The 20,194-nt window shown below is 68.5% G+C and carries 20 protein-coding genes; 11 read left to right on the top strand and 9 right to left on the bottom strand.

The window, feature by feature from the left end:
- Positions 1–14 precede the first annotated feature (14 nt).
- The 9 genes from rng to upp all read right to left on the bottom strand — a co-directional run bounded on the left by rng (position 15) and on the right by upp (position 7,881).
- On the bottom strand, positions 15–1,484 hold the full coding sequence (gene rng / locus ACWMMN_RS12195; RefSeq protein WP_059233563.1) for a ribonuclease G: 1,470 nt from the start codon (positions 1,482–1,484) through the stop codon (positions 15–17).
- A gap of 9 nt (positions 1,485–1,493) precedes the next feature.
- Positions 1,494–2,126, bottom strand: coding sequence for a Maf family protein (locus ACWMMN_RS12190; protein ID WP_059233564.1), 633 nt, complete (start codon positions 2,124–2,126; stop codon positions 1,494–1,496).
- A 51-nt stretch (positions 2,127–2,177) separates the two neighbouring features.
- The gene (gene rlmH, locus ACWMMN_RS12185) at positions 2,178–2,648 is read right to left on the bottom strand and encodes a 23S rRNA (pseudouridine(1915)-N(3))-methyltransferase RlmH (protein WP_006484265.1); all 471 of its coding nucleotides are present in this window, start codon (positions 2,646–2,648) and stop codon (positions 2,178–2,180) included.
- Positions 2,649–2,666: 18 nt separating this feature from the next.
- Positions 2,667–3,113, bottom strand: coding sequence for a ribosome silencing factor (gene rsfS / locus ACWMMN_RS12180; protein WP_059233565.1), 447 nt, complete (start codon positions 3,111–3,113; stop codon positions 2,667–2,669).
- A 4-nt stretch (positions 3,114–3,117) separates the two neighbouring features.
- Positions 3,118–3,867, bottom strand: coding sequence for a nicotinate-nucleotide adenylyltransferase (locus ACWMMN_RS12175; RefSeq protein WP_486423226.1), 750 nt, complete (start codon positions 3,865–3,867; stop codon positions 3,118–3,120).
- On the bottom strand, positions 3,858–4,781 hold the full coding sequence (hemF, locus tag ACWMMN_RS12170; protein WP_059233567.1) for an oxygen-dependent coproporphyrinogen oxidase: 924 nt from the start codon (positions 4,779–4,781) through the stop codon (positions 3,858–3,860). Before hemF ends, ACWMMN_RS12175 begins: the two co-directional genes overlap by 10 nt.
- 118 nt (positions 4,782–4,899) lie before the next feature.
- Complete coding sequence (gene purD, locus ACWMMN_RS12165) at positions 4,900–6,180, bottom strand: phosphoribosylamine--glycine ligase (RefSeq protein ID WP_059233568.1); 1,281 nt, start codon at positions 6,178–6,180, stop codon at positions 4,900–4,902.
- 104 nt (positions 6,181–6,284) lie between these two features.
- A complete protein-coding gene (locus ACWMMN_RS12160; protein ID WP_059233569.1) occupies positions 6,285–7,013 on the bottom strand; it encodes a YebC/PmpR family DNA-binding transcriptional regulator in 729 nt (242 codons plus the stop codon).
- Between the two features lie 217 nt (positions 7,014–7,230).
- Positions 7,231–7,881, bottom strand: coding sequence for a uracil phosphoribosyltransferase (upp, locus tag ACWMMN_RS12155; RefSeq protein WP_006481871.1), 651 nt, complete (start codon positions 7,879–7,881; stop codon positions 7,231–7,233).
- Between the two features lie 209 nt (positions 7,882–8,090).
- Between upp and ACWMMN_RS12150 the strand changes: the two genes are divergently transcribed.
- From ACWMMN_RS12150 to sugE, 11 genes are all read left to right on the top strand, one after another.
- Positions 8,091–8,870, top strand: a complete 780-nt coding sequence (locus tag ACWMMN_RS12150) for an SDR family oxidoreductase (protein ID WP_059233570.1) — start codon at positions 8,091–8,093, stop codon at positions 8,868–8,870.
- 55 nt (positions 8,871–8,925) lie between these two features.
- Positions 8,926–9,318 carry a methylglyoxal synthase gene (locus tag ACWMMN_RS12145; protein ID WP_059233571.1) on the top strand — a complete coding sequence of 131 codons (393 nt, stop codon included), beginning with the start codon at positions 8,926–8,928 and terminating at the stop codon, positions 9,316–9,318.
- 177 nt (positions 9,319–9,495) lie between these two features.
- On the top strand, positions 9,496–10,470 hold the full coding sequence (locus ACWMMN_RS12140) for a quinone oxidoreductase family protein (protein WP_059233572.1): 975 nt from the start codon (positions 9,496–9,498) through the stop codon (positions 10,468–10,470).
- A 300-nt stretch (positions 10,471–10,770) separates the two neighbouring features.
- On the top strand, positions 10,771–10,863 hold the full coding sequence (gene kdpF, locus ACWMMN_RS12135) for a K(+)-transporting ATPase subunit F (RefSeq protein ID WP_006752209.1): 93 nt from the start codon (positions 10,771–10,773) through the stop codon (positions 10,861–10,863).
- On the top strand, positions 10,860–12,665 hold the full coding sequence (gene kdpA / locus ACWMMN_RS12130) for a potassium-transporting ATPase subunit KdpA (RefSeq protein WP_174993813.1): 1,806 nt from the start codon (positions 10,860–10,862) through the stop codon (positions 12,663–12,665). Before kdpF ends, kdpA begins: the two co-directional genes overlap by 4 nt.
- A gap of 54 nt (positions 12,666–12,719) precedes the next feature.
- On the top strand, positions 12,720–14,804 hold the full coding sequence (gene kdpB / locus ACWMMN_RS12125; RefSeq protein ID WP_059233574.1) for a potassium-transporting ATPase subunit KdpB: 2,085 nt from the start codon (positions 12,720–12,722) through the stop codon (positions 14,802–14,804).
- Between the two features lie 25 nt (positions 14,805–14,829).
- A complete protein-coding gene (gene kdpC / locus ACWMMN_RS12120) occupies positions 14,830–15,411 on the top strand; it encodes a potassium-transporting ATPase subunit KdpC (protein WP_059233575.1) in 582 nt (193 codons plus the stop codon).
- Between the two features lie 163 nt (positions 15,412–15,574).
- On the top strand, positions 15,575–18,418 hold the full coding sequence (locus ACWMMN_RS12115; RefSeq protein ID WP_486422692.1) for a DUF4118 domain-containing protein: 2,844 nt from the start codon (positions 15,575–15,577) through the stop codon (positions 18,416–18,418).
- Positions 18,411–19,109, top strand: a complete 699-nt coding sequence (kdpE, locus tag ACWMMN_RS12110; RefSeq protein WP_059233577.1) for a two-component system response regulator KdpE — start codon at positions 18,411–18,413, stop codon at positions 19,107–19,109. The genes ACWMMN_RS12115 and kdpE overlap by 8 nt, the downstream gene beginning before the upstream one ends.
- Positions 19,110–19,267: 158 nt before the next feature.
- Entirely contained in the window at positions 19,268–19,549 is a 282-nt protein-coding gene (locus ACWMMN_RS12105) for a putative hemolysin (protein WP_059233578.1), read from the top strand.
- A gap of 153 nt (positions 19,550–19,702) precedes the next feature.
- Positions 19,703–20,023, top strand: a complete 321-nt coding sequence (gene sugE, locus ACWMMN_RS12100) for a quaternary ammonium compound efflux SMR transporter SugE (RefSeq protein ID WP_027786846.1) — start codon at positions 19,703–19,705, stop codon at positions 20,021–20,023.
- Positions 20,024–20,194 lie beyond the last annotated feature (171 nt).

The raw sequence follows: 20,194 nt of genomic DNA, 5'->3' as shown, positions 1-20,194 counted from the left end.
CACTCGAACGGCCGTTACATCAGCACGATATCGTACTGCTCCTGGCTCAGATTCGACTCGACCTGCAGCGACACCGGCTTGCCGATGAAGTCGATCAGCATCGCGAGATGCTGCGACTCTTCGTCGAGGAACAGGTCGATCACCTGCTGCGCGGCGATCACGCGGAATTCGCGCGGGTTGAACTGCCGCGACTCGCGCAGGATCTCGCGCAGGATGTCGTAGCACACGGTGCGCGACGTCTTCACCTGGCCCTTGCCCTGGCAGGTGGGACACGGTTCGCACAGCACGTGCGCGAGCGATTCGCGCGTGCGCTTGCGCGTCATTTCGACGAGGCCGAGCTGCGAGAAGCCGTTGACCGTCACGCGCGTGCGGTCGCGAGACAGCGCCTTCTTCAGCTCGGACAGCACCGCATCGCGATGCTCGGCGTTCTCCATGTCGATGAAGTCGATGATGATGATCCCGCCGAGGTTGCGCAGCCGCAGCTGGCGCGCGATCGTGTGCGCGGCCTCGAGGTTGGTCTTGAAGATCGTGTCGTCGAAGTTGCGCGCGCCGACGTAGCCGCCCGTGTTCACGTCGATCGTCGTCATCGCCTCGGTCTGGTCGATCATCAGGTAACCGCCCGACTTCAGGTCGACGCGGCGCGACAGCGCACGCTGGATCTCCGTCTCGATGTTGTACAGGTCGAACAGCGGCCGCTCGCCGGTGTAGTGGTGCAGCTTCGGGCTCACGGCCGGCGTGAACTCGCCCGCGAATTCCGCGAGGCGCTGGTACGTCTCGCGCGAATCGACCTGGATGCGCGTCGTGTCGTCGTTCGCGAAATCGCGCAGCACGCGCTGCGCGAGATCGAGATCCTGGTACAGCAGGCTCGTCGCAGGCAGCCGCTGCGCCTGAGCAACGATCGTCGCCCACGTCTTGCGCAGGTACGTGACGTCGCCGGCCAGTTCGTCGGAGGTCGAATCCTCGGCAATCGTGCGCACGATGTAGCCGCCTTTCTCGTCCGGCGGGATCACGGCCGTCAGGCGCGCACGCACGGCCTCGCGCTCGGCCTCGCTCTCGATCTTCTGCGAGATGCCGATATGCGGCTCCTGCGGCAGGTAGACGAGCGTGCGGCCCGCGATACTGACCTGCGTCGACAGCCGCGCGCCCTTCGTGCCGATCGGATCCTTGATCACCTGGACCATCAGCGTCTGGCCCTCGAACACGATCTTCTCGATCGGCTGGTGCGGCGTGCCCGACTGCGGCTCGCCCGCGAGGCGCGGATGCCAGATGTCGGCGACGTGCAGGAATGCCGCACGCTCGAGGCCGATGTCGATGAACGCCGACTGCATGCCGGGCAGCACGCGCACGACCTTGCCGAGATAGATGTTGCCGACCCGCCCGCGCGACAGCGTGCGCTCGACGTGAAGCTCCTGCACCGCGCCTTGCTGGACGAGTGCGACCCGCGTTTCCTGCGGCGTGAGGTTGATCAGGATTTCTTCGTTCATGGGTGCAGTTCAGAAGGAGACGCGTGCGGTGCGCAGCAACGCGGCGGTCTCAAAAAGGGGCAGACCCATGATACCTGAATGGGATCCGTCGATTCGCTCGATGAATTCTGCCGCGCGCCCCTGGATCGCGTACGCGCCGGCTTTGCCGAACGGCTCGCCCGTTTCGACGTAGCGCGCATAGTCGTCGCGCGACGCGGCCGCGAAGCGCACCAGCGAGCGCGACAGCGCGGGCGGCAGCAGTTCGCCGCCGGCGTCGATGACGGCGACGGCGGTCAGCACCGCGTGCTCGCGCCCCGCGAGGCGCGTGAGCATCGCGAGCGCATCGTCGGCGTCGGCCGGCTTGCCGAGGATCGCGCCGTCGATCGTCACGGTCGTGTCGGCGACCAGCACCGGCGCGGCCGGCTTGCCGCTCGCGACGAGGCGCGCACGCGCGGCTTCGGCCTTCGCGACGGTCACGCGCCGCACGTACGCATCGGCGGCTTCGCCGGGCAGTTCGGCCTCGAGCGCTTCGGCATCCTCGTCGGGGCGCGGCAGCAGCAGCTCGAAGCGTACGCCGATCTGCTGCAGCAGCTCCTGGCGGCGCGGGCTTTGCGAAGCGAGGTAAAGGGTCGGGAAAAGCGCGGGGGGCGTGCTGGACGGCATGGTGTCGTTATCTCGTTGGGCGCGCACGGCGCCCGTCTCGAGGACGACACGTCATGCGCGGTGGTAGGGGTGATTCTGCGTGATGCTCCACGCACGGTAAAGCTGTTCGGCGAGCAGCACACGCACCATCCCGTGCGGCAGCGTCATGCTCGAGATGCGCAGCAGCACGTCGGCGCGCGCTTTCAGTTCCGGATCGAGCCCGTCGGCGCCGCCGATCACGAACGCGACGTCGCGGCCGTCCTGCTGCCAGCCGGGCAGTGCCTGCGCGAGCTGCATCGTGGTCCAGTCGCGGCCGCGCTCGTCGAGCGCGACGAGGCGCGCGCCCTTCGGCAGCGCAGCCTCGATCTTCTGCCGCTCGGCCGCCATCACGCTTTCGGCGCTGCGGCCGCCCGAACGCAGTTCAGGCTTGATTTCGCGTAACTCGATGCGCAGCTCGGGCGGCATCCGCTTCGTGTATTCGTCGAAGCCGGATGCGATCCAGCCCGGCATCTTGTGGCCGACCGCGAGGATGAAAAGCTTCATCGGATGACGCGCGACGGCTTAACGGCGGCGGGCGGCCGTCTTGCGCGCCGGGCGGGCCGGTGCGGCTTCCTCTTCGTCTTCGTCGCCTTCGCTGGCCGTGGCAAAGCCGTTGGCCTTGCCGCCGCCGAGCTTCATCCGCACGGGCTTGTCGCCCCAGATTTCCTCGAGGTTGTAGTACTGGCGCAGGGCCGGCTGGAGGATGTGCACGACTGCGTCGCCGCAGTCGACCAGCACCCATTCGCCGGTGTCTTCGCCTTCGGAGCTGACGATGTCGCCGCCGGCTTCCTTGACCTTGTCGCGCACGCTCGACGCGAGCGCCTTGGTCTGGCGGTTGGAGGTGCCCGAGGCGACGACCACGCGGTCGAACAGTTCGGTCAGGTGGCTGGTGTTGAACACCTTGATGTCTTGCGCCTTGACGTCTTCGAGGGCGTCGACGATCACGCGCTGCAGTTTGCGAATATCCATGGATTCAGGAATGGTAGAGGCGATGTTGAAGAATATAGGCCCATACGGCGGCCGGCACATGTTCGGCCGACGCATCGGGCATTTGCGCATGGCGCGCGATGCATTCGCGCAGGTGGGCGCGGATGTCGGTCGCGGCGATGTCGAACGAAAGGGTCGTATCGATCAGCAGGCGGCCGGCCGGCGTGGCCTTCAGCACGTCGGCGCCGGCCTGCCGCGCGGCGATTTCCTGCGCAACGTCCGGCGGCGCCGCGCCCAGGTCGAAACCCGGGCGCGTCGACACGCAGATGTGCGCGTAATCGAACAGCTTGCGCCAGTCGCGCCACGTATCGAGGCGCACGAGCTGGTCGGCGCCGATCAGCAGCGACAGCGACGCATCCGGACCGAGACGCTCGCGCCAGCGCGCGAGCGTCTCGACCGTGTAGGTCGGGCCGGTGTGCTCGATCTCGTCGGTGGCGACGGTCACGGTCACGCCCGGCACGGACAGCGAGCCGGCGGCCGCGCGCGTCATCGCGAGCCGGTGTTCGGCGGCCGATACGTCGCGCTTCTGGTACGGCTGCCCGGCGGGCAGCAGCACGAGTTCGGTCAGGCCGAGCAGTTCGGCGAACCGGCGCGCGAGCGCGAGATGGCCGTCGTGGATCGGGTCGAAAGTACCGCCCAGCAAGCCGATACGACGCGGCAGCGGGGCGGGGCGGGCGGTGGTGTCCAGAAACGCGTCCTTTCCTTGGGGCAGCGGGGCGCGCGGGCTCAGACCCAGTCGCGCGGCACGATGAAGTCGCTGTACAGGCGCGCTTCCGGCGAACCCGGCTCGGGCTGCCAGTTGTAGCGCCAGTTCGCGACCGGCGGCATCGACATCAGGATCGATTCGGTGCGGCCGCCGCTTTGCAGGCCGAACAGCGTACCGCGGTCGAACACGAGGTTGAATTCGACGTAGCGGCCGCGTCGGTATGCCTGGAAGTCGCGCTCGCGCTCGCCGTACGGCAGCTCGGCGCGGCGCTCGACGATCGGCAGGTACGCCTGCAGGAACGCATCGCCGACGCTTTGCATCATGTCAAACGAGCGTTCGAAACCGGGTTCCGAGAAATCGTCGAAGAAGATCCCGCCGATGCCGCGCATCTCGTTGCGGTGTTTCAGGAAGAAATACTCGTCGCACCACTTCTTGAAGCGCGGATAGAGCGCGACGCCGAACGGGTCGAGCGCATCCTTGCAGGTCTGGTGAAAATGCCGCGCGTCGTCCTCGAAACCGTAAACCGGTGTCAGATCCATGCCGCCGCCGAACCAGAACACGGGCTCCTCGCCCGGTTTCGTCGCGATCAGCATCCGCACGTTCATGTGGACGGTCGGGCAATACGGATTGCGCGGGTGCAGCACGAGCGACACGCCGAGCGCCTCGAAGCCGCGGCCCGCGAGCTGCGGGCGCGCCGCGCTCGCCGACGGCGGCAGCGCGTCGCCCGCGACGTCGGAAAAGCCGATCCCCGCGCGTTCGAACACGCGGCCGCCTTCGAGAATCCGCGTGCAGCCGCCGCCGCGCAGGCGTTCGGCCGGCCCGCGCTGCCACGCATCGGTCGCGAGCGGCGTGCCGTCGAGCGCGCCGAGCGCGTCGGCGATGCGTGTCTGCAGGCCCTGGAGGTACGTGCGCACGCGCGCCACGTCGTAGGTCGAATCGGTCATGTCTGGACTGGGTGCCCCCGCCCGAAGCGGGGGCCGTAAAAAAGGCATCTGCCGGGCATTCTATCGAACCCCGGCAGAGGGGCCGCCACCGCGCTGGGGCGGGGCGGCAGTTGCGACGTCACACGCTCTTGCGGTTGAGCGCGCGGAAACCGATGTCGCGGCGGTACTGCATGCCTTCGAAATTGATCTGGTTGATCGTGTCGTACGCATGCTGCTGGGCTTCGCGCACCGAATCGGCGAGGCCGACCACGCACAGCACGCGGCCGCCGGACGTCACGAGCTTGTCGCCGTCGCCGAGCGTCGTGCCTGCGTGGAACGTCACGGCCTGTTCGGTCTCGGCCGGGATCCCGTTGATGCGGTCGCCCTTGCGCGGCGCGTCCGGATAGCCGTGCGCGGCCAGTACGACGCCGAGCGCGGTACGACGGTCCCAGTCGAGCTCCACCGTGTCGAGCGTGCCCGCGATCGCCTGCTCGACGACCTTCGAGAAATCGCTCTTCAGGCGCGCCATGATCGGCTGCGTTTCCGGGTCGCCCATCCGGCAGTTGAACTCGAGCGTGCGCGGATTGCCGTCCTTGTCGATCATCAGGCCCGCGTACAGGAAGCCCGTGAAGCGGATGCCGTCCTTCTCCATCCCGCGTACCGTCGGCATGATGATCTCGCGCATCACGCGTGCATGCATCTGCGGCGTGACGATCGGCGCGGGCGAATACGCGCCCATGCCGCCGGTGTTCGGGCCGCGGTCTTCGTCGAGCAGGCGCTTGTGATCCTGGCTGGAAGCCAGTGCCAGCGCGTGCTTGCCGTCGACCATCACGATGAAGCTCGCTTCCTCGCCGTCGAGGAACTCCTCGATCACGACGCGCGCGCCGGCGTCACCAAGCTTGTTGCCCGACAGCATCATGTCGACGGCCGCATGCGCCTCTTCGAGCGTCATCGCGACGACGACGCCCTTGCCGGCCGCGAGGCCGTCGGCCTTCACGACGATCGGCGCACCCTTCGCGTCGATGTACGCGTGGGCGGCCGCCGCATCGGCGAAGGTTTCGTAGTCGGCCGTCGGGATGCCGTGGCGCTTCATGAACGCCTTCGCGAAATCCTTCGAGCTTTCGAGCTGCGCGGCTTCGCGGGTCGGGCCGAAGACCTTCAGGCCGCGTGCGCGGAACAGGTTGACGATGCCGGCCGCGAGCGGTGCTTCCGGCCCGACGAGCGTGAACGCGACGCCTTCGCTTTCCGCGAAATCGGCGAGTTCGTCGAGCGACGTGATATCGACGTTCTTCAGACGCTCGTCCTGCGCCGTACCGCCATTGCCGGGCGCGACGTAGACCATCTGGACGCGCGGCGACTGCGCGAGCTTCCACGCCAGCGCATGTTCGCGGCCGCCGGAACCGACGACGAGTAGTTTCATGGGATTCCCCGCAGACTAGAAAACAGGGCGGCCGGCACGCTCAGGCGCGCCGGCCGCGGAATCGGTCAGGCCACCGCCGCGACAGGCTCGCGGCGGCCGGCATCTCATTCCTCGATGATGACGGCGTTCGTATACACGTCCTGCACGTCGTCGAGGTTCTCGAGCGCGTCCAGGAGCTTCTGCATCTTCGCCGCGTCGTCACCGGTGAATTCGACTTCGTTCTGCGGCTTCATCGTCACTTCGGCGAGTTCGGCCTTGAAGCCGCCGGCTTCGAGCGCGTCCTTCACCTTCGAGAATTCCTGCCAGTCGCACAGCACTTCGATCGAGCCGTCGTCGTTCGTGTTCACGTCGTTCGCGCCGGCTTCGAGCGCGGCTTCCATCAGCGCGTCTTCCGACGTGCCGGGCGCGAACAGGAACTGGCCGACGTGATCGAACATGAACGCGACCGAGCCGTCGGTGCCCATGTTGCCGCCGAACTTCGAGAATGCATGGCGAACTTCCGCGACCGTACGCGTGCGGTTGTCGGTCAGCGTGTCGACGATGATCGCCGCGCCGCTGATGCCGTAGCCTTCGTAACGGATCTCTTCGTAGTTCGCGCCGTCCGCGCCGCCGACGCCGCGATCGATCGCGCGCTTGACGTTGTCCTTCGGCATGTTCGCGTCGGCAGCCTTGTCGACCGCGAGACGCAGGCGCGGGTTCGAGTTGACGTCGCCGCCGCCGAGGCGCGCCGCAACCTGGATTTCCTTGATCAGGCGGGTCCAGATCTTGCCGCGCTTCGCGTCGGCCGCTGCCTTCTTATGCTTGATGTTGGCCCATTTCGAATGACCAGCCATACCTTTCTCCGTGCCCGGGCGCGCAGCGCGGGCGATTGTTTCAATGTGTCGTTGAATCGGCGGCCGTTTCGGCGGGCATGAAGCCGCGGGGCCGCGCGTGTCGAGTGGAGCGTGATTTTATCACGCGGCGACCGCCGGTTCGGGGCCGCCGCATCTGGCCGAACGGCCGGGCAGGCCGTCGCGGACCGGGCCGCGCGCCGCGCGGCCGTGCCGGCACTCAGTTCTTGGTGCCGAACAGGCGGTCGCCCGCGTCGCCGAGGCCCGGCACGATGTACGCGTGCTCGTTCAGGTGGGAATCGAGCGACGCGACGAACAGCTTCACGTCGGGGTGCGCGTCCTGGAACACCTGGACGCCCTCGGGCGCGGCGACCAGCGCGACGAACATGATGTTCGCGGCCGGCACGTTGCGGCGCTTGAGCACGTCGACCGCGTGCACGGCCGAATAGCCGGTCGCGACCATCGGGTCGCACAGGATGAAGATGCGGTCTTCCAGGTCCGGCAGGCGCACCAGGTATTCGACCGGGCGGTGGTCGTCGGCGCGGTACACGCCGATATGGCCGACGCGCGCGGACGGCACCAGGTCGAGCAGGCCGTCCGACATCCCGATGCCCGCGCGCAGCACGGGCACGATCGCGAGCTTCTTGCCCGCGATCACGGGGGCGTCGACCGCCACCAGCGGGGTTTCGACCCGCTTGGTCGTGATCGGCAGGTTGCGGGTGATCTCGTAGCCCATCAGCAGCGTGATCTCGCGCAGCAGCTCGCGGAACGTGCGCGTGGACGTGTCCTTGTCGCGCATGTGCGTGAGCTTGTGCTGGATCAGCGGGTGATCGGTGATGAAGAGATTCGGGAAACGGCTGTCCTGTTTCATGACGGGGGCGCCTTGGCGGCAAAAGGGGATCGGGGGGCGGCGGCGGGCGCAAGCCGGCCGTCGCTTATGGCCGCAATTTTACCAAGGCGCGCCGCATGATCCGGATATTATCGACGTCTCACGACAATCCGCGCGCCGCGCCCGCCCGTTCGCCCGCCCCCCGGCGGCGCGGGGCCGTCCCGGCGCGCGTCGCCACCAGGGAGTCGACGATGGATCTCGGTATCGAAGGAAAGACCGCGCTCGTATGCGCGGCAAGCAAGGGTCTCGGGCGCGGCTGCGCGGAAGCGCTGGCCGCCGAGGGCGTGAACCTCGTGATCGTCGCGCGCACGCGCGACACGCTCGAGGAGACCGCGGAGGAGATCCGCGCCGGCGCGAACGTGTCGGTCACGGCAGTCGCCTGCGACATCACGACGCCGGACGGGCGCGCGGCCGCGCTCGCCGCCTGCCCGCAGCCGGACATTCTCGTGACGAATGCCGGCGGCCCGCCGCCCGGCGACTTCCGCGATTTCTCGCACGACGACTGGATCCGCGCGCTCGAGTCGAACATGCTGACGCCGATCGAGCTGATCCGCGCGACCCTCGACGGGATGATCGCGCGCCGCTTCGGCCGGGTCGTCAACATCACCAGTTCGGCCGTGAAGGCGCCGATCGACGTGCTCGCGCTGTCGAACGGCGCGCGCTCGGGGCTGACGGGCTTCGTTGCGGGGCTGTCGCGCAAGGTCGCCGGCCAGGGCGTGACGATCAACAACCTGCTGCCGGGGCTGTTCGACACCGACCGGATCGCGACGACGCTCGCCGCCTCGGCGAAGGCGCAGGGCGTGACGGTCGACGAAATGCGCGCGCGGCGCGCGAACGACATCCCGGCCGGCCGCCTCGGCACGCGCGCGGAATTCGGCGCGGCCTGCGCGTTCCTGTGCAGCGTGCATGCCGGCTATATCACCGGGCAGAACTGGCTGCTCGACGGCGGTGCGTACCCGGGTACGTTCTGACCCGCGCGTTTCGCTTCACGATCACGACAACAACCGAACGACGAAGGAACTGGAGATGAGCAAACCCCGCATCGCATTGATTGCGCACGACGCGAAGAAGGACGAGATCGTCGCGCTCGCGGGCGAATACCGCGCGACGCTCGCGCAATGCCGGCTGGTCGGGACCGGCACGACGGGCGGCCGCATCGCAGCCGCGCACGGGCTGGAGGTCGAGCGCAAGCTGTCGGGGCCGCTCGGCGGCGACCTGCAGATCGGCGCGGAACTGGCCGAGGGCCGCGTCGACATCGTCGTGTTCCTGCGCGACCCGATGACCGCGCAGCCGCACGACCCCGACATCACCGCGCTCGTGCGCGCATGCGACGTGCACGACGTGCCGGTTGCGACCAACGTCGCCACCGCGCGGATGCTGCTCGACGATCTGGCGCGCAACATGCAGGACGTTTGTTAGGCGCGCGCCGCGCCCGATTGCCCCTGTTCGCGGCAGGGCCATGCACGGACGGCGGCGACGCGCGAGAATCGTGCGTCGCGATACGCGCCCGCGGCCCGGTTCCCGCATGAATCGGCCGGCCCGCGCATCGGCGACCCGGAATTTTTCCTGACCGATTGACAGACGAGGAGCGAAACGATGCCGAAAGCAATCCGATACGACCAGCCGGGCGGCCCGGACGTGATGAAGTGGGTCGATGTCGAGGTCGGCGAGCCGAAGGCGGGCGAGGTCCGCATCCGGCAGCACGCGGTCGGGCTCAACTACATCGACGTGTATTTCCGCACCGGCCTTTATCCGCAACCGCTGCCCGGCGGCCTCGGGATGGAGGCGGCCGGCGAAGTGACGGCCGTCGGCGACGGCGTGACCGCGCTCAAGGCCGGCGACCGCGTCGCGTATGTCGGGCAGCCGCCGGGGGCGTACGCGCAGGAGCGCGTGATGCCGGCCGAGCGGCTCGTGAAGCTGCCCGACGGCATCAGCTATGACGATGCCGCGTCGGTGATGCTGCAGGGCCTGACCGCGCACTACCTGCTGCGCCGCACGTATCCGGTGAAGGCCGGCGACACGATCCTGATCCACGCGGCGGCCGGCGGCGTCGGCCTGCTCGTGTGCCAGTGGGCGAAGGCGCTCGGCGCGACCGTGATCGGGACGGTCGGCTCCGACGAAAAGGCCGAACTCGCGAAGGCGCACGGCTGCGATCACCCGATCGTCTACACGCGCGAGAACTTCACGCAGCGCGTGAAGGAGATCACGAACGGCGCCGGCGTGCCGGTCGTCTACGATTCGATCGGCAAGGATACCTACATCGGCTCGCTCGACTGCCTCGCGCCGCTCGGCTACTTCGTCAGCTTCGGCAACGCGTCGGGCCCGCTGCCGCCGATCGACTCGAAGGAGTTCTCGTCGCGCGGGTCGCTGTTCTTCACGCGGCCGACGCTGTTCTCGTACATCGCGAAGCGCGCCGATCTCGAAGCCGCGGCCGCCGAGCTGTTCGACGTGATCCTGTCGGGCAAGGTGAAGACCAGCATCAACCAGCGCTATCCGCTCGCGGAAGTCGGCCGCGCGCATGCCGATCTCGAAGCGCGCAAGACCACCGGCTCGACGATCCTCGTTCCCTGATCCATCCCCCCGTGCCGGCGCCATGCCGGCACGCACCCCCGCGGGCGGCGCCGTGGCGCCGTCCGTCCCGCCTCCCGGTTTGCCCCGTCCGCGCGTTTACACGTTTTTTATATCCGCCCCGATACCTTTGACCCGTCCTTTACGTGCGTTCCCATAAGGTTCTAGTCGTCTGATTTCGACGACGGAGAACACAAAAATGGATGGGGTTTTCATCGGCGCTCTGGTGCTCTTCACCGCGTTGATCCTCGGTTTGGTCGCCGGTTGCGACAAGCTTGTGCAATACGGTCGCGGGGGGCGAGCATGACCTGGATGCTTTGGCTGGCGGGCGCCTCGACGGCGCTGCTGTTTGCGTATCTCGTCTTTGCGCTGCTGCGCGCGGAGGACATCGAATGAACGCGAACAACCTGTTGCAGACGCTGCTGTTCATCGTCGTGCTGCTCGCGGCGGCCGTGCCGGTCGCGCGCTACCTGTCGGCGGTGATGGACGGCAGCTCGCGGGTCGTGCGCGTGTTCGGGCCGCTCGAACGCGTGCTGTACCGCATCGCCGGCGTCGACGCCGGCAGCGAGATGAACTGGAAGCAGTATGCGATCGCGACGATCGCGTTCAACGCGCTCGGCGCACTGTTCCTCTACGGCCTGCTGCGCCTGCAGGGCTTCCTGCCGGGCAATCCGCAGCAGTTCGGCCCGATGACGGTCGACGGCGCATTCAACACGGCCGTCAGCTTCGTCACCAACACGAACTGGCAGGACTACACGCCCGAGCAGACCGTCAGCTACCTGACGCAGATGCTCGGCCTCACTGTGCAGAATTTCCTGTCGGCGGCGACCGGCATCGTCGTCGTGATCGCGTTGATCCGCGGCTTCGCACGTCACACCGCGCAGACGATCGGCAACTTCTGGGTCGACCTGACGCGCGTGACGATGTACGTGCTCGTGCCGATGTCGGTCGTGATCGCCGCGCTGCTGATGAGCCAGGGCGTGATCCAGAACATGAAGGCGTACCAGGACGTGCCGGTGCTGCAGGCGAGCACCTACGCGGCGCCGAAGCTCGATGCGCAGGGCAACCCGGTGAAGGACGACAAGGGCAATGCGGTCACGGTGCCGACCCCGCTCGCGAAGCAGACGCTCGCGATGGGCCCGGTCGCGTCGCAGGAAGCGATCAAGATGCTCGGCACCAACGGGGGCGGCTTCTTCAACGCGAACTCCGCGCACCCGTACGAGAACCCGACGCCGTTCGCGAACTTCATCCAGATCTTCGCGATCCTGATCATCCCGGCCGCGCTGTGTCTCGTGTTCGGCCGCGTGATCGGCGACCGCCGGCAGGGCATCGCGGTGCTTGCGGCGATGACGGTCGCGTTCGTGATCGCGATCGGTGTCGAGGTAAGCGCCGAGCAGGGCGGCAACCCGACGCTCGCCGCGCTGCACGTCGACCAGTCGGCGAGCGCGCTGCAGCCGGGCGGCAACATGGAAGGCAAGGAAACGCGCTTCGGCATCGCGCAGACCGGCATCTTCACGGTCGCGACGACGGCCGCGTCGTGCGGTGCGGTCGACACGATGCACGATTCGCTGACGCCGCTGGGCGGCCTCGTGCCGATGCTGTTGATGCAACTGGGCGAGGTGGTCTACGGCGGGGTCGGCTCGGGCCTCTACGGGATGCTCGTGTTCGCGCTGCTCGCGGTGTTCGTCGCCGGCCTGATGATCGGCCGCACGCCGGAATACGTCGGCAAGAAGATCGAAGCGTACGAGATGAAGATGGTGTCGATCGTCGTGTTGCTCACGCCGCTGCTCGTGCTGGTCGGCACGTCGATCGCCGTGCTTGCCGATGCGGGCAAGGCCGGCATCGCGAACCCGGGCCCGCACGGCTTCTCGGAAATCCTGTACGCGTTCAGCTCGGCCGCGAACAACAACGGCAGCGCGTTCGCGGGCCTGACGGTCGGCACGCCGTTCTACAACTGGATGACCGCGATCGCGATGTGGTTCGGCCGCTTCGGCACGATCGTGCCGGTGCTGGCGATCGCCGGTTCGCTCGCCGCGAAGAAGCGCATCGCGGTGACGAGCGGCACGCTGCCGACGCACGGTCCGCTGTTCGTCGTGCTGCTGCTCGGCACCGTGCTGCTGGTGGGCGCGCTGACCTACGTGCCGGCGCTCGCGCTCGGCCCGGGCGTCGAGCACCTGATGATGTGGCTGGGCGCGTAACGCGCGCCCGCATGGCGACACCTTGAAAAGACTGAAGAGATTGAAGAGATCGCAATGACTCAACATTCCGCAACACGGTCCATGTTCGATCCGGCGCTGCTGCGCCCGGCGATCGTGGACTCGTTCAAGAAACTCACGCCGCGCACGCAGTTCCGCAACCCGGTGATGTTCTGCGTGTACGTCGGCAGCATCCTGACGACGATCCTGTGGATCGCGGCGCTCGCCGGCCAGGCCGAGGCGCCCGCGGGCTTCATCCTCGCGATCGCGCTGTGGCTGTGGTTCACCGTGCTGTTCGCGAACTTCGCCGAAGCGCTCGCCGAAGGGCGCTCGAAGGCGCAGGCCGCATCGCTGCGCAGCGCGAAGAAGGACGTGATGGCGAAGAAGCTCAACGAGCCGCATCCGAAGTCGCCGATCCGCATCACGACCGCGACCGAGCTGCGCCGTGGCGACGTCGTGCTGGTCGAGGCCGGCGACGTGATCCCGGCGGACGGCGAGGTCGTGGACGGCGTCGCATCCGTCGACGAATCGGCGATCACCGGCGAATCCGCGCCGGTGATCCGCGAATCGGGCGGCGATTTTTCGTCGGTGACGGGCGGCACGCGCGTGCTGTCCGACTGGATCGTCGTCAAGGTCACCGCGAACCCCGGCGAGGCGTTCCTCGACCGGATGATCGCGATGGTCGAAGGCGCGAAGCGCAAGAAAACGCCGAACGAGATCGCGCTGACGATCCTGCTCGTTGCGCTGACGATCGTGATGCTGCTGGCCACCGCAACGCTGCTGCCGTTCTCGATGTTCTCGGTCGAAGCGATGAAGGCCGGCCACGTGGTGACGATCACCGCGCTCGTCGCACTGCTCGTGTGCCTGATCCCGACGACGATCGGCGGCCTGCTGTCCGCGATCGGCGTGGCCGGGATGAGCCGGATGATGCAGGCGAACGTGATCGCGACGTCGGGCCGCGCGGTGGAAGCGGCCGGCGACGTCGACGTGCTGCTGCTCGACAAGACCGGCACGATCACGCTCGGCAACCGCCAGGCGTCGACGTTCGTGCCGGCGCCGGGCGTGACCGAGGAAGCGCTGGCCGATGCCGCGCAACTGTCGTCGCTTGCCGACGAAACGCCCGAAGGCCGCAGCATCGTGGTGCTCGCGAAGGAGCGCTTCAACATTCGCCAGCGCGACATGGCGCAGCTGCATGCGGCGTTTATCGGCTTTTCCGCGCAGACGCGGATGAGCGGCGTCGACCTGCCGGGCCGTGAAATCCGCAAGGGTGCGGCCGACGCGATCCGCCGCTACGTCGAGACGCACGGCAGCCGCTTCCCGGAAGAAGTGCGCCGCGCGGTGGACGAGGTGGCGCGCCGCGGCAGCACGCCGCTCGTGGTGGCCGACCTGCATGAAGGGGCGGCGCGCGTGCTCGGCGTGATCGAGCTGAAGGACATCGTGAAGGGCGGCATCAAGGAGCGCTTCGCGGAACTGCGCAAGATGGGCATCAAGACCGTGATGGTGACGGGCGACAACCGGTTGACGGCCGCGGCGATCGCGGCGGAGGCGGGTGTCGACGACTTCCTCGCGGAAGCGACGCCGGAAACCAAGCTCGCGACGATCCGCGAGCACCAGGCGGCCGGCCGGCTCGTCGCGATGACGGGCGACGGCACCAACGACGCGCCGGCGCTCGCGCAGGCCGACGTGGCCGTGGCGATGAACACCGGCACGCAGGCGGCGAAGGAGGCCGGCAACATGGTCGACCTCGACTCGAACCCGACGAAGCTGATCGAGATCGTCGAGATCGGCAAGCAGATGCTGATGACGCGCGGCTCGCTGACGACCTTCTCGATCGCGAACGACATCGCGAAGTACTTCGCGATCATCCCGGCCGCGTTCGTGACGACCTACCCGCAGCTGCGCGTGCTCGACATCATGCACCTGACGTCGCCGGCGTCGGCGATCCTGTCGGCGGTGATCTTCAACGCGCTGATCATCGTCGCGCTGATTCCGCTCGCGCTGAAGGGCGTCACGTACCGGCCGCTCGGCGCCGCGTCGCTGTTGCGCCGCAACCTGCTGGTCTACGGCCTCGGCGGCGTGCTGCTGCCATTCCCGTTCATCAAGCTGATCGACATGACGCTCGCCGCACTCGGCTGGGCCTGAGCCGGCCGCATTTGAAGGAAACATCATGAAAACGTTGATTCGCCCGCTCGTCGTGCTCTTTGTCGTCCTGACCGCCGTGACGGGGCTCGCTTACCCGGCCGTGATGACCGTGTTCGGCCAGGCCGTGTTCCCGTCGCAGGCGAACGGCAGCCTGATCGAGAAGGACGGCAAGGCGGTCGGCTCCGCGCTGATCGGCCAGCCGTTCGACGCGCCGAAGTACTTCTGGGGCCGGCTCTCGGCCACGTCGCCGATGCCGTACAACGCGACCGGCTCCGGCGGCTCGAACCTCGGCCCGCTGAACCCGTCGCTCGCCGACCAGGTGAAGGGGCGCATCGCCGCGCTGCACGATGCCGGCACCGACATGTCGAAGCCCGTGCCGGTCGATCTCGTGACGGCGTCGGCGAGCGGCCTCGATCCGGAAATCACGCCGGCCGCCGCCGCGTACCAGGTCGAGCGCGTCGCGAAGGCGCGCAACCTGGCGCCGGATGCGGTCGCGCAGCTCGTGGCCGCGAACACGACGGGCCGCCAGTTCGGCGTGCTCGGCGAGCCGCGCGTGAACGTGCTGAAGCTGAACCTCGCACTCGACGCGGCGCAGGCCGCGCACTGAGCGCGCGGCCGGGCTTCCGGTGGCAACCGGCGTCCGGCGCGGCACGATCCGCGCCGGACATGCTTTTTTCCCGACGGCGCATGCGCCGTCTTTGCCTTTTGCGGCGATTTGGAACAACAATGCTCGTACTCGCGCGCATCCGGGCGCTCCGCTTTCCTGACGCATGAACCGTCCCGATCCAGACCAACTCCTCGACAAGCTGCAGCGAGACGAAGAAAAGCAGCGGCGCGGCCAGCTCAAGATCTTCTTCGGCGCTTCCGCCGGTGTCGGCAAGACCTACGCGATGCTGCAGGCCGCGCGCCAGCGCCTGCAGGAAGGCGTCGACGTCGTCGTCGGCATCGTCGAGACCCACGGCCGCAGCGAAACCGCCGCGCTGCTCGACGGCCTCGACGTGCTGCCGCTCGCGCGCATCGACTATCGCGGCCGCACGCTCGCTGAATTCGATCTCGACGGCGCGCTTGCGCGTGAGCCGCAACTGATCCTCGTCGACGAGCTCGCGCATTCGAACGTGCAGGGCGCGCGGCACCTGAAGCGCTGGCAGGACGTCTACGAATTGCTCGACGCGGGCATCGACGTCTATACGACCGTCAACGTCCAGCATCTCGAAAGCCTGAACGACGTGGTCGGTGCGATCACCGGCATCCGCGTGTGGGAGACCGTGCCCGACCGCGTGTTCGATGCGGCCGACGAAGTCACGCTCGTCGACCTGCCGGCCGAGGAGCTGCTCGAGCGGATGCGCGACGGCAAGGTCTATCTCGCGCAGCAGGCCGAGCGCGCGGTGCGCAACTTCTTCCGCAAGGGCAACCTGATCGCGCTGCGCGAACTGGCGCTGCGGCGCACGGCCGATCGCGTCGACGCGCAGATGCGCGAATACCGCGCCGACCGTTCGATCCAGCGCATCTGGCAGGCGCGCGAGCGGCTGCTCGTGTGCGTCGGGCCCGGCCCCGAAGCGCCGACGCTCGTGCGCGCGGCCGCGCGGCTCGCCGCGAGCCTGAAGGCCGACTGGCTCGCCGTGTACGTGGAGACGCCGCGCCTGCAGCGGCTGCCCGATGCGCGGCGCCAGCGCACGCTCGATGCGCTGAAGCTCGCGGCCGAACTCGGCGCGGAGACGGCCACGCTCGCCGGCGCCGACGCGGTGGCCGCGCTGATCGGCTATGCGAAGGTGCGCAACGTATCGAAGATCGTCGCGGGCGGCTCGCCGAAGGCCGGACTCGTGCGCCGCCTCGCGCGGCCGTTCGGCGAGCAGCTCGCCGAACGCGCGGGCGATGTCGACCTGATGCTGATCCGTGCGTCCGCGAGCGACGAGGCGCGCGCCGCGCCGCTCGATGCGCGGGTGCGCGACTGGCGCGATGCGTTTGCGCAGTTCGGCACGCATCGTTCGCCGCCGCGGCACTACGCGTATGCCGCCGCGATCTGCGCGGCGATCACCGTTGTCGCGAACCTCGTATCCGAGCGGCTCGACCTGACGAACCTCGTGATGCTGTACCTGCTCGGCGTGGTGTTCTCGGCCGTGCGGCTCGGGCGCGGGCCGGGCGTGCTGCAGTCGTTCCTGTCGGTGGCCGCGTTCGATTACTTCTTCGTGCCGCCGCGCATGTCGTTCTCGGTCAGCGACACGCAATACCTGCTGACCTTCTTCGGGATGCTGCTGACGTCGCTCGTGATCAGCCACCTGACGTCGACGCTGACGCGCCAGGCAAGCGTCGCGCAGCGCCGCGAGCGCCGCACCGGCGCGATCTATGCGATGGCGCGCGAGCTTGGCGCGGCGCTGACGACCGAGCAGATCGTCGAGATCGGCAGCCGCCACGTGGGCGAGGTGTTTCGCGCGCGCGTCGCATTCCTGCTGCCCGACAGCGCCGACAAGGTGCGGCAGAAGATCGAGGACCCCGACGCGGCCGTCACGCTGACGGGCGCCGATCTCGACAGCGACGTCGGCCAGTGGGTGTACGACCAGCAGAAGCCTGCCGGCCGCGGCACCGACACGCTGCCCGCGACGGCCGCGCTGTACCTGCCGCTGAGGGCGCCGATGCGTACGCGCGGCGTGCTCGCGGTCGCGTCGCGCGAGCCGCGCGAACTCGAGGTGCCCGAGCAGCAGCGGATGCTCGACGCGTTCGCCGCGCAGATCGCGCTCGCGCTCGAACGCGTGCACTACGTCGACATCGCGCGCGATGCGCTCGTCAACATGGAGTCCGAACGGCTGCGCAACTCGCTGCTGTCGGCGATCTCGCACGACCTGCGCACGCCGCTCACGACGATCGTCGGTTTCTCGTCGATGCTCGCGAACGGGCGCGCGGCCGCGCAGGGCGGCGACGCCACGGCGGCCGAGCGGTTCGCGCAGCGCGAAGGCGAACTCGTCGACGCCATCCACGACGAGGCGCTGCGCATGACGGGCATCGTCACGAACCTGCTCGACATGGCGCGGCTGCAGGCCGGCAGCCTGCAGCTCAAGCGCCAGTGGTCGCTGCTCGAGGAAACCGTCGGCGCCGCGCTCGCCGCATGCAAGCGTGTGCTTGCGCGTCATCCGGCGCGCGTCACGCTGCCGGCCGACCTGCCGCTGCTGCAGATGGACGCGGTGCTGATGGAGCGCCTGTTCACCAACCTGTTCGAGAACGCGGCGAAGTACACGCCGCCCGATACGCCGATCGACATCGGCGCGGAACGCGTGACCGACGACGGGCTGCCGTTCGTGCGCGTCCATGTCGACGATCACGGCCCGGGCCTGCCGGCCGGAATGGAAACGCGCATCTTCGACAAATTCACGCGCGGCGAAAAGGAATCGGCGACGCCGGGCATCGGCCTGGGCCTTGCGATCTGCCGTGCGATCGTCGAAGCGCACGGCGGTAAAATCGGCGCGCTCAACCGCACCGCGCCCGACGGCCACGTGACGGGCGCGCGCTTCTGGTTCACGCTGCCGGTCGAAACGCCACCGGCCGCGCCGGCCGTGCCCGACGAAGAATCCGATGTGCCGGGCGCATCGTCCCCATCCGAGTCATTGCCAGACCATGAGTGAACCCAGCCTGACCGTCGTCCTGATCGAGGACGAAAAGCAGATCCGCCGTTTCGTGCGCGCCGCGCTCGAAGAGGAGGACATCGCGGTGTTCGAGGCCGAGACGGGCAAGCAAGGGCTGATCGACGCGGCGACGCGCAAGCCCGACCTCGTGATCGTCGACCTCGGCCTGCCCGACACCGACGGCCTCGACGTGATCCGCGAACTGCGCGGCTGGTCCGAGGTGCCGGTGATCGTGCTGTCCGCGCGCACGCAGGAAGAGGAGAAGGTCGCCGCGCTCGACGCGGGCGCCGACGACTACCTGACCAAGCCGTTCGGCGTGTCCGAACTGCGCGCGCGGATTCGTGCGCAGCTGCGCCGGCGCAACCAGGGCGGCGCGAACGAATCGCCGAAGGTGACCTTCGGCACGGTGACCGTCGATCTCGCGCTGCGCCAGGTGTGGCGCGACAACGAGATCGTGCACCTGACGCCGCTCGAATACCGGCTGCTCGCGACGCTCGTGCGTCACGCGGGGCGCGTGCTCACGCACCGCCAATTGCTGCGCGACGTGTGGGGGCCTTCGCACGTCGAAAGCCATCACTACCTGCGCATCTACATGGCGCACCTGCGCCAGAAGCTCGAGCTCGACCCCGCGCAGCCCGAGCACATCGTCACCGAAACGGGCGTCGGCTACCGGCTCGTCGGCGCCGCGTGACGGAGCGGGCCGGGCGGCAGCGGCATACCGGCACATGACGTCGCGCGCCGGCAGGGTTGCGTCGGCGCGACAGTCTCGCGACCTGCGCCGGCCTTGCACACTCCGCGCTCATTCCCCGTTATCCTGACCGTTCCGCGAACAAAAACGAGGAGCGTGCAATGTCCGTCCGTCTGGTCGTCATCTGTGCGCTGGCGCTCGCTGCGCCCGGCGCGTTCGCCCAACCGCTGCCGCCCGCGCAGCAGCCGCCCGCGCAGGCGGCGATGGCCAATCCCGCGTCGGTCAACTGCGAGAAGCTCGGCGGCCGCCACGTGGTCCGCAGCCTGCCGAGCGGGCAGGTCGGGATGTGCATGTTCAAGGATGGCCGCGTCTGCGAGGAGTGGGCGCTGTACCGCGACGACCGCTGCGTCGGCGGTGTCGCGCCGAAGCGCGTGTCGAACTGACCGGGCCCGGCCGATCGCGCCCCGGATCGGCCACCGGCGTGGCCCGCAGCCGGCGTGTCCGTAAGCATCTTGTTATACTCGGCGCCGCCCGGGGACGACCCCGGGTCATTCGTTTCAACGGGGACGGCCCCATCCGATACGGAGTACGTCGAGATGGCGTGGGTATGGTTGTTGATCGCCGGTTTGCTGGAAGTGGCCTGGGCGGCCGGCTTGAAATCGTCGGATGGCTTCACGAAGCTCGGTCCGTCGGTATTTACGATCGTGACGGCGCTGGCCAGCTTCGGGCTGCTCGCGGTGGCGATGCGCCAGTTGCCGCTCGGCACCGCGTACGCGGTGTGGACGGGCATCGGCGCGGTCGGCGCGTTCGTGTTCGGCATCGTGATGATGGGCGAGGCGCTGACCGCCGCGCGCGTCGCGAGCGCCGCGCTGATCGTCGCAGGGCTGATCGGCCTCAAGCTGTCGTCGGCCGCCTGACGCCGGCATCCGGGTATCGGCATCCCGGGCGCGCATGCGCCCCGGGTGCCGCACCGCGGAATTGCGCCGGTCACCCGGATAGCCTGTCTATAATGGAACGCATTCGGGCCTGAATACCGTCGTGCTTCTCGCGGCACACGGTGCCGGTCGCCACGCGCCGCGCGGCCGGTC

This window comes from Burkholderia cepacia complex sp. TUM26381 (genome assembly GCF_057439935.1).
The sequence above is the reverse complement of the archived record's forward strand: the minus strand, read 5'-3'. Positions and strand labels throughout refer to the sequence as shown.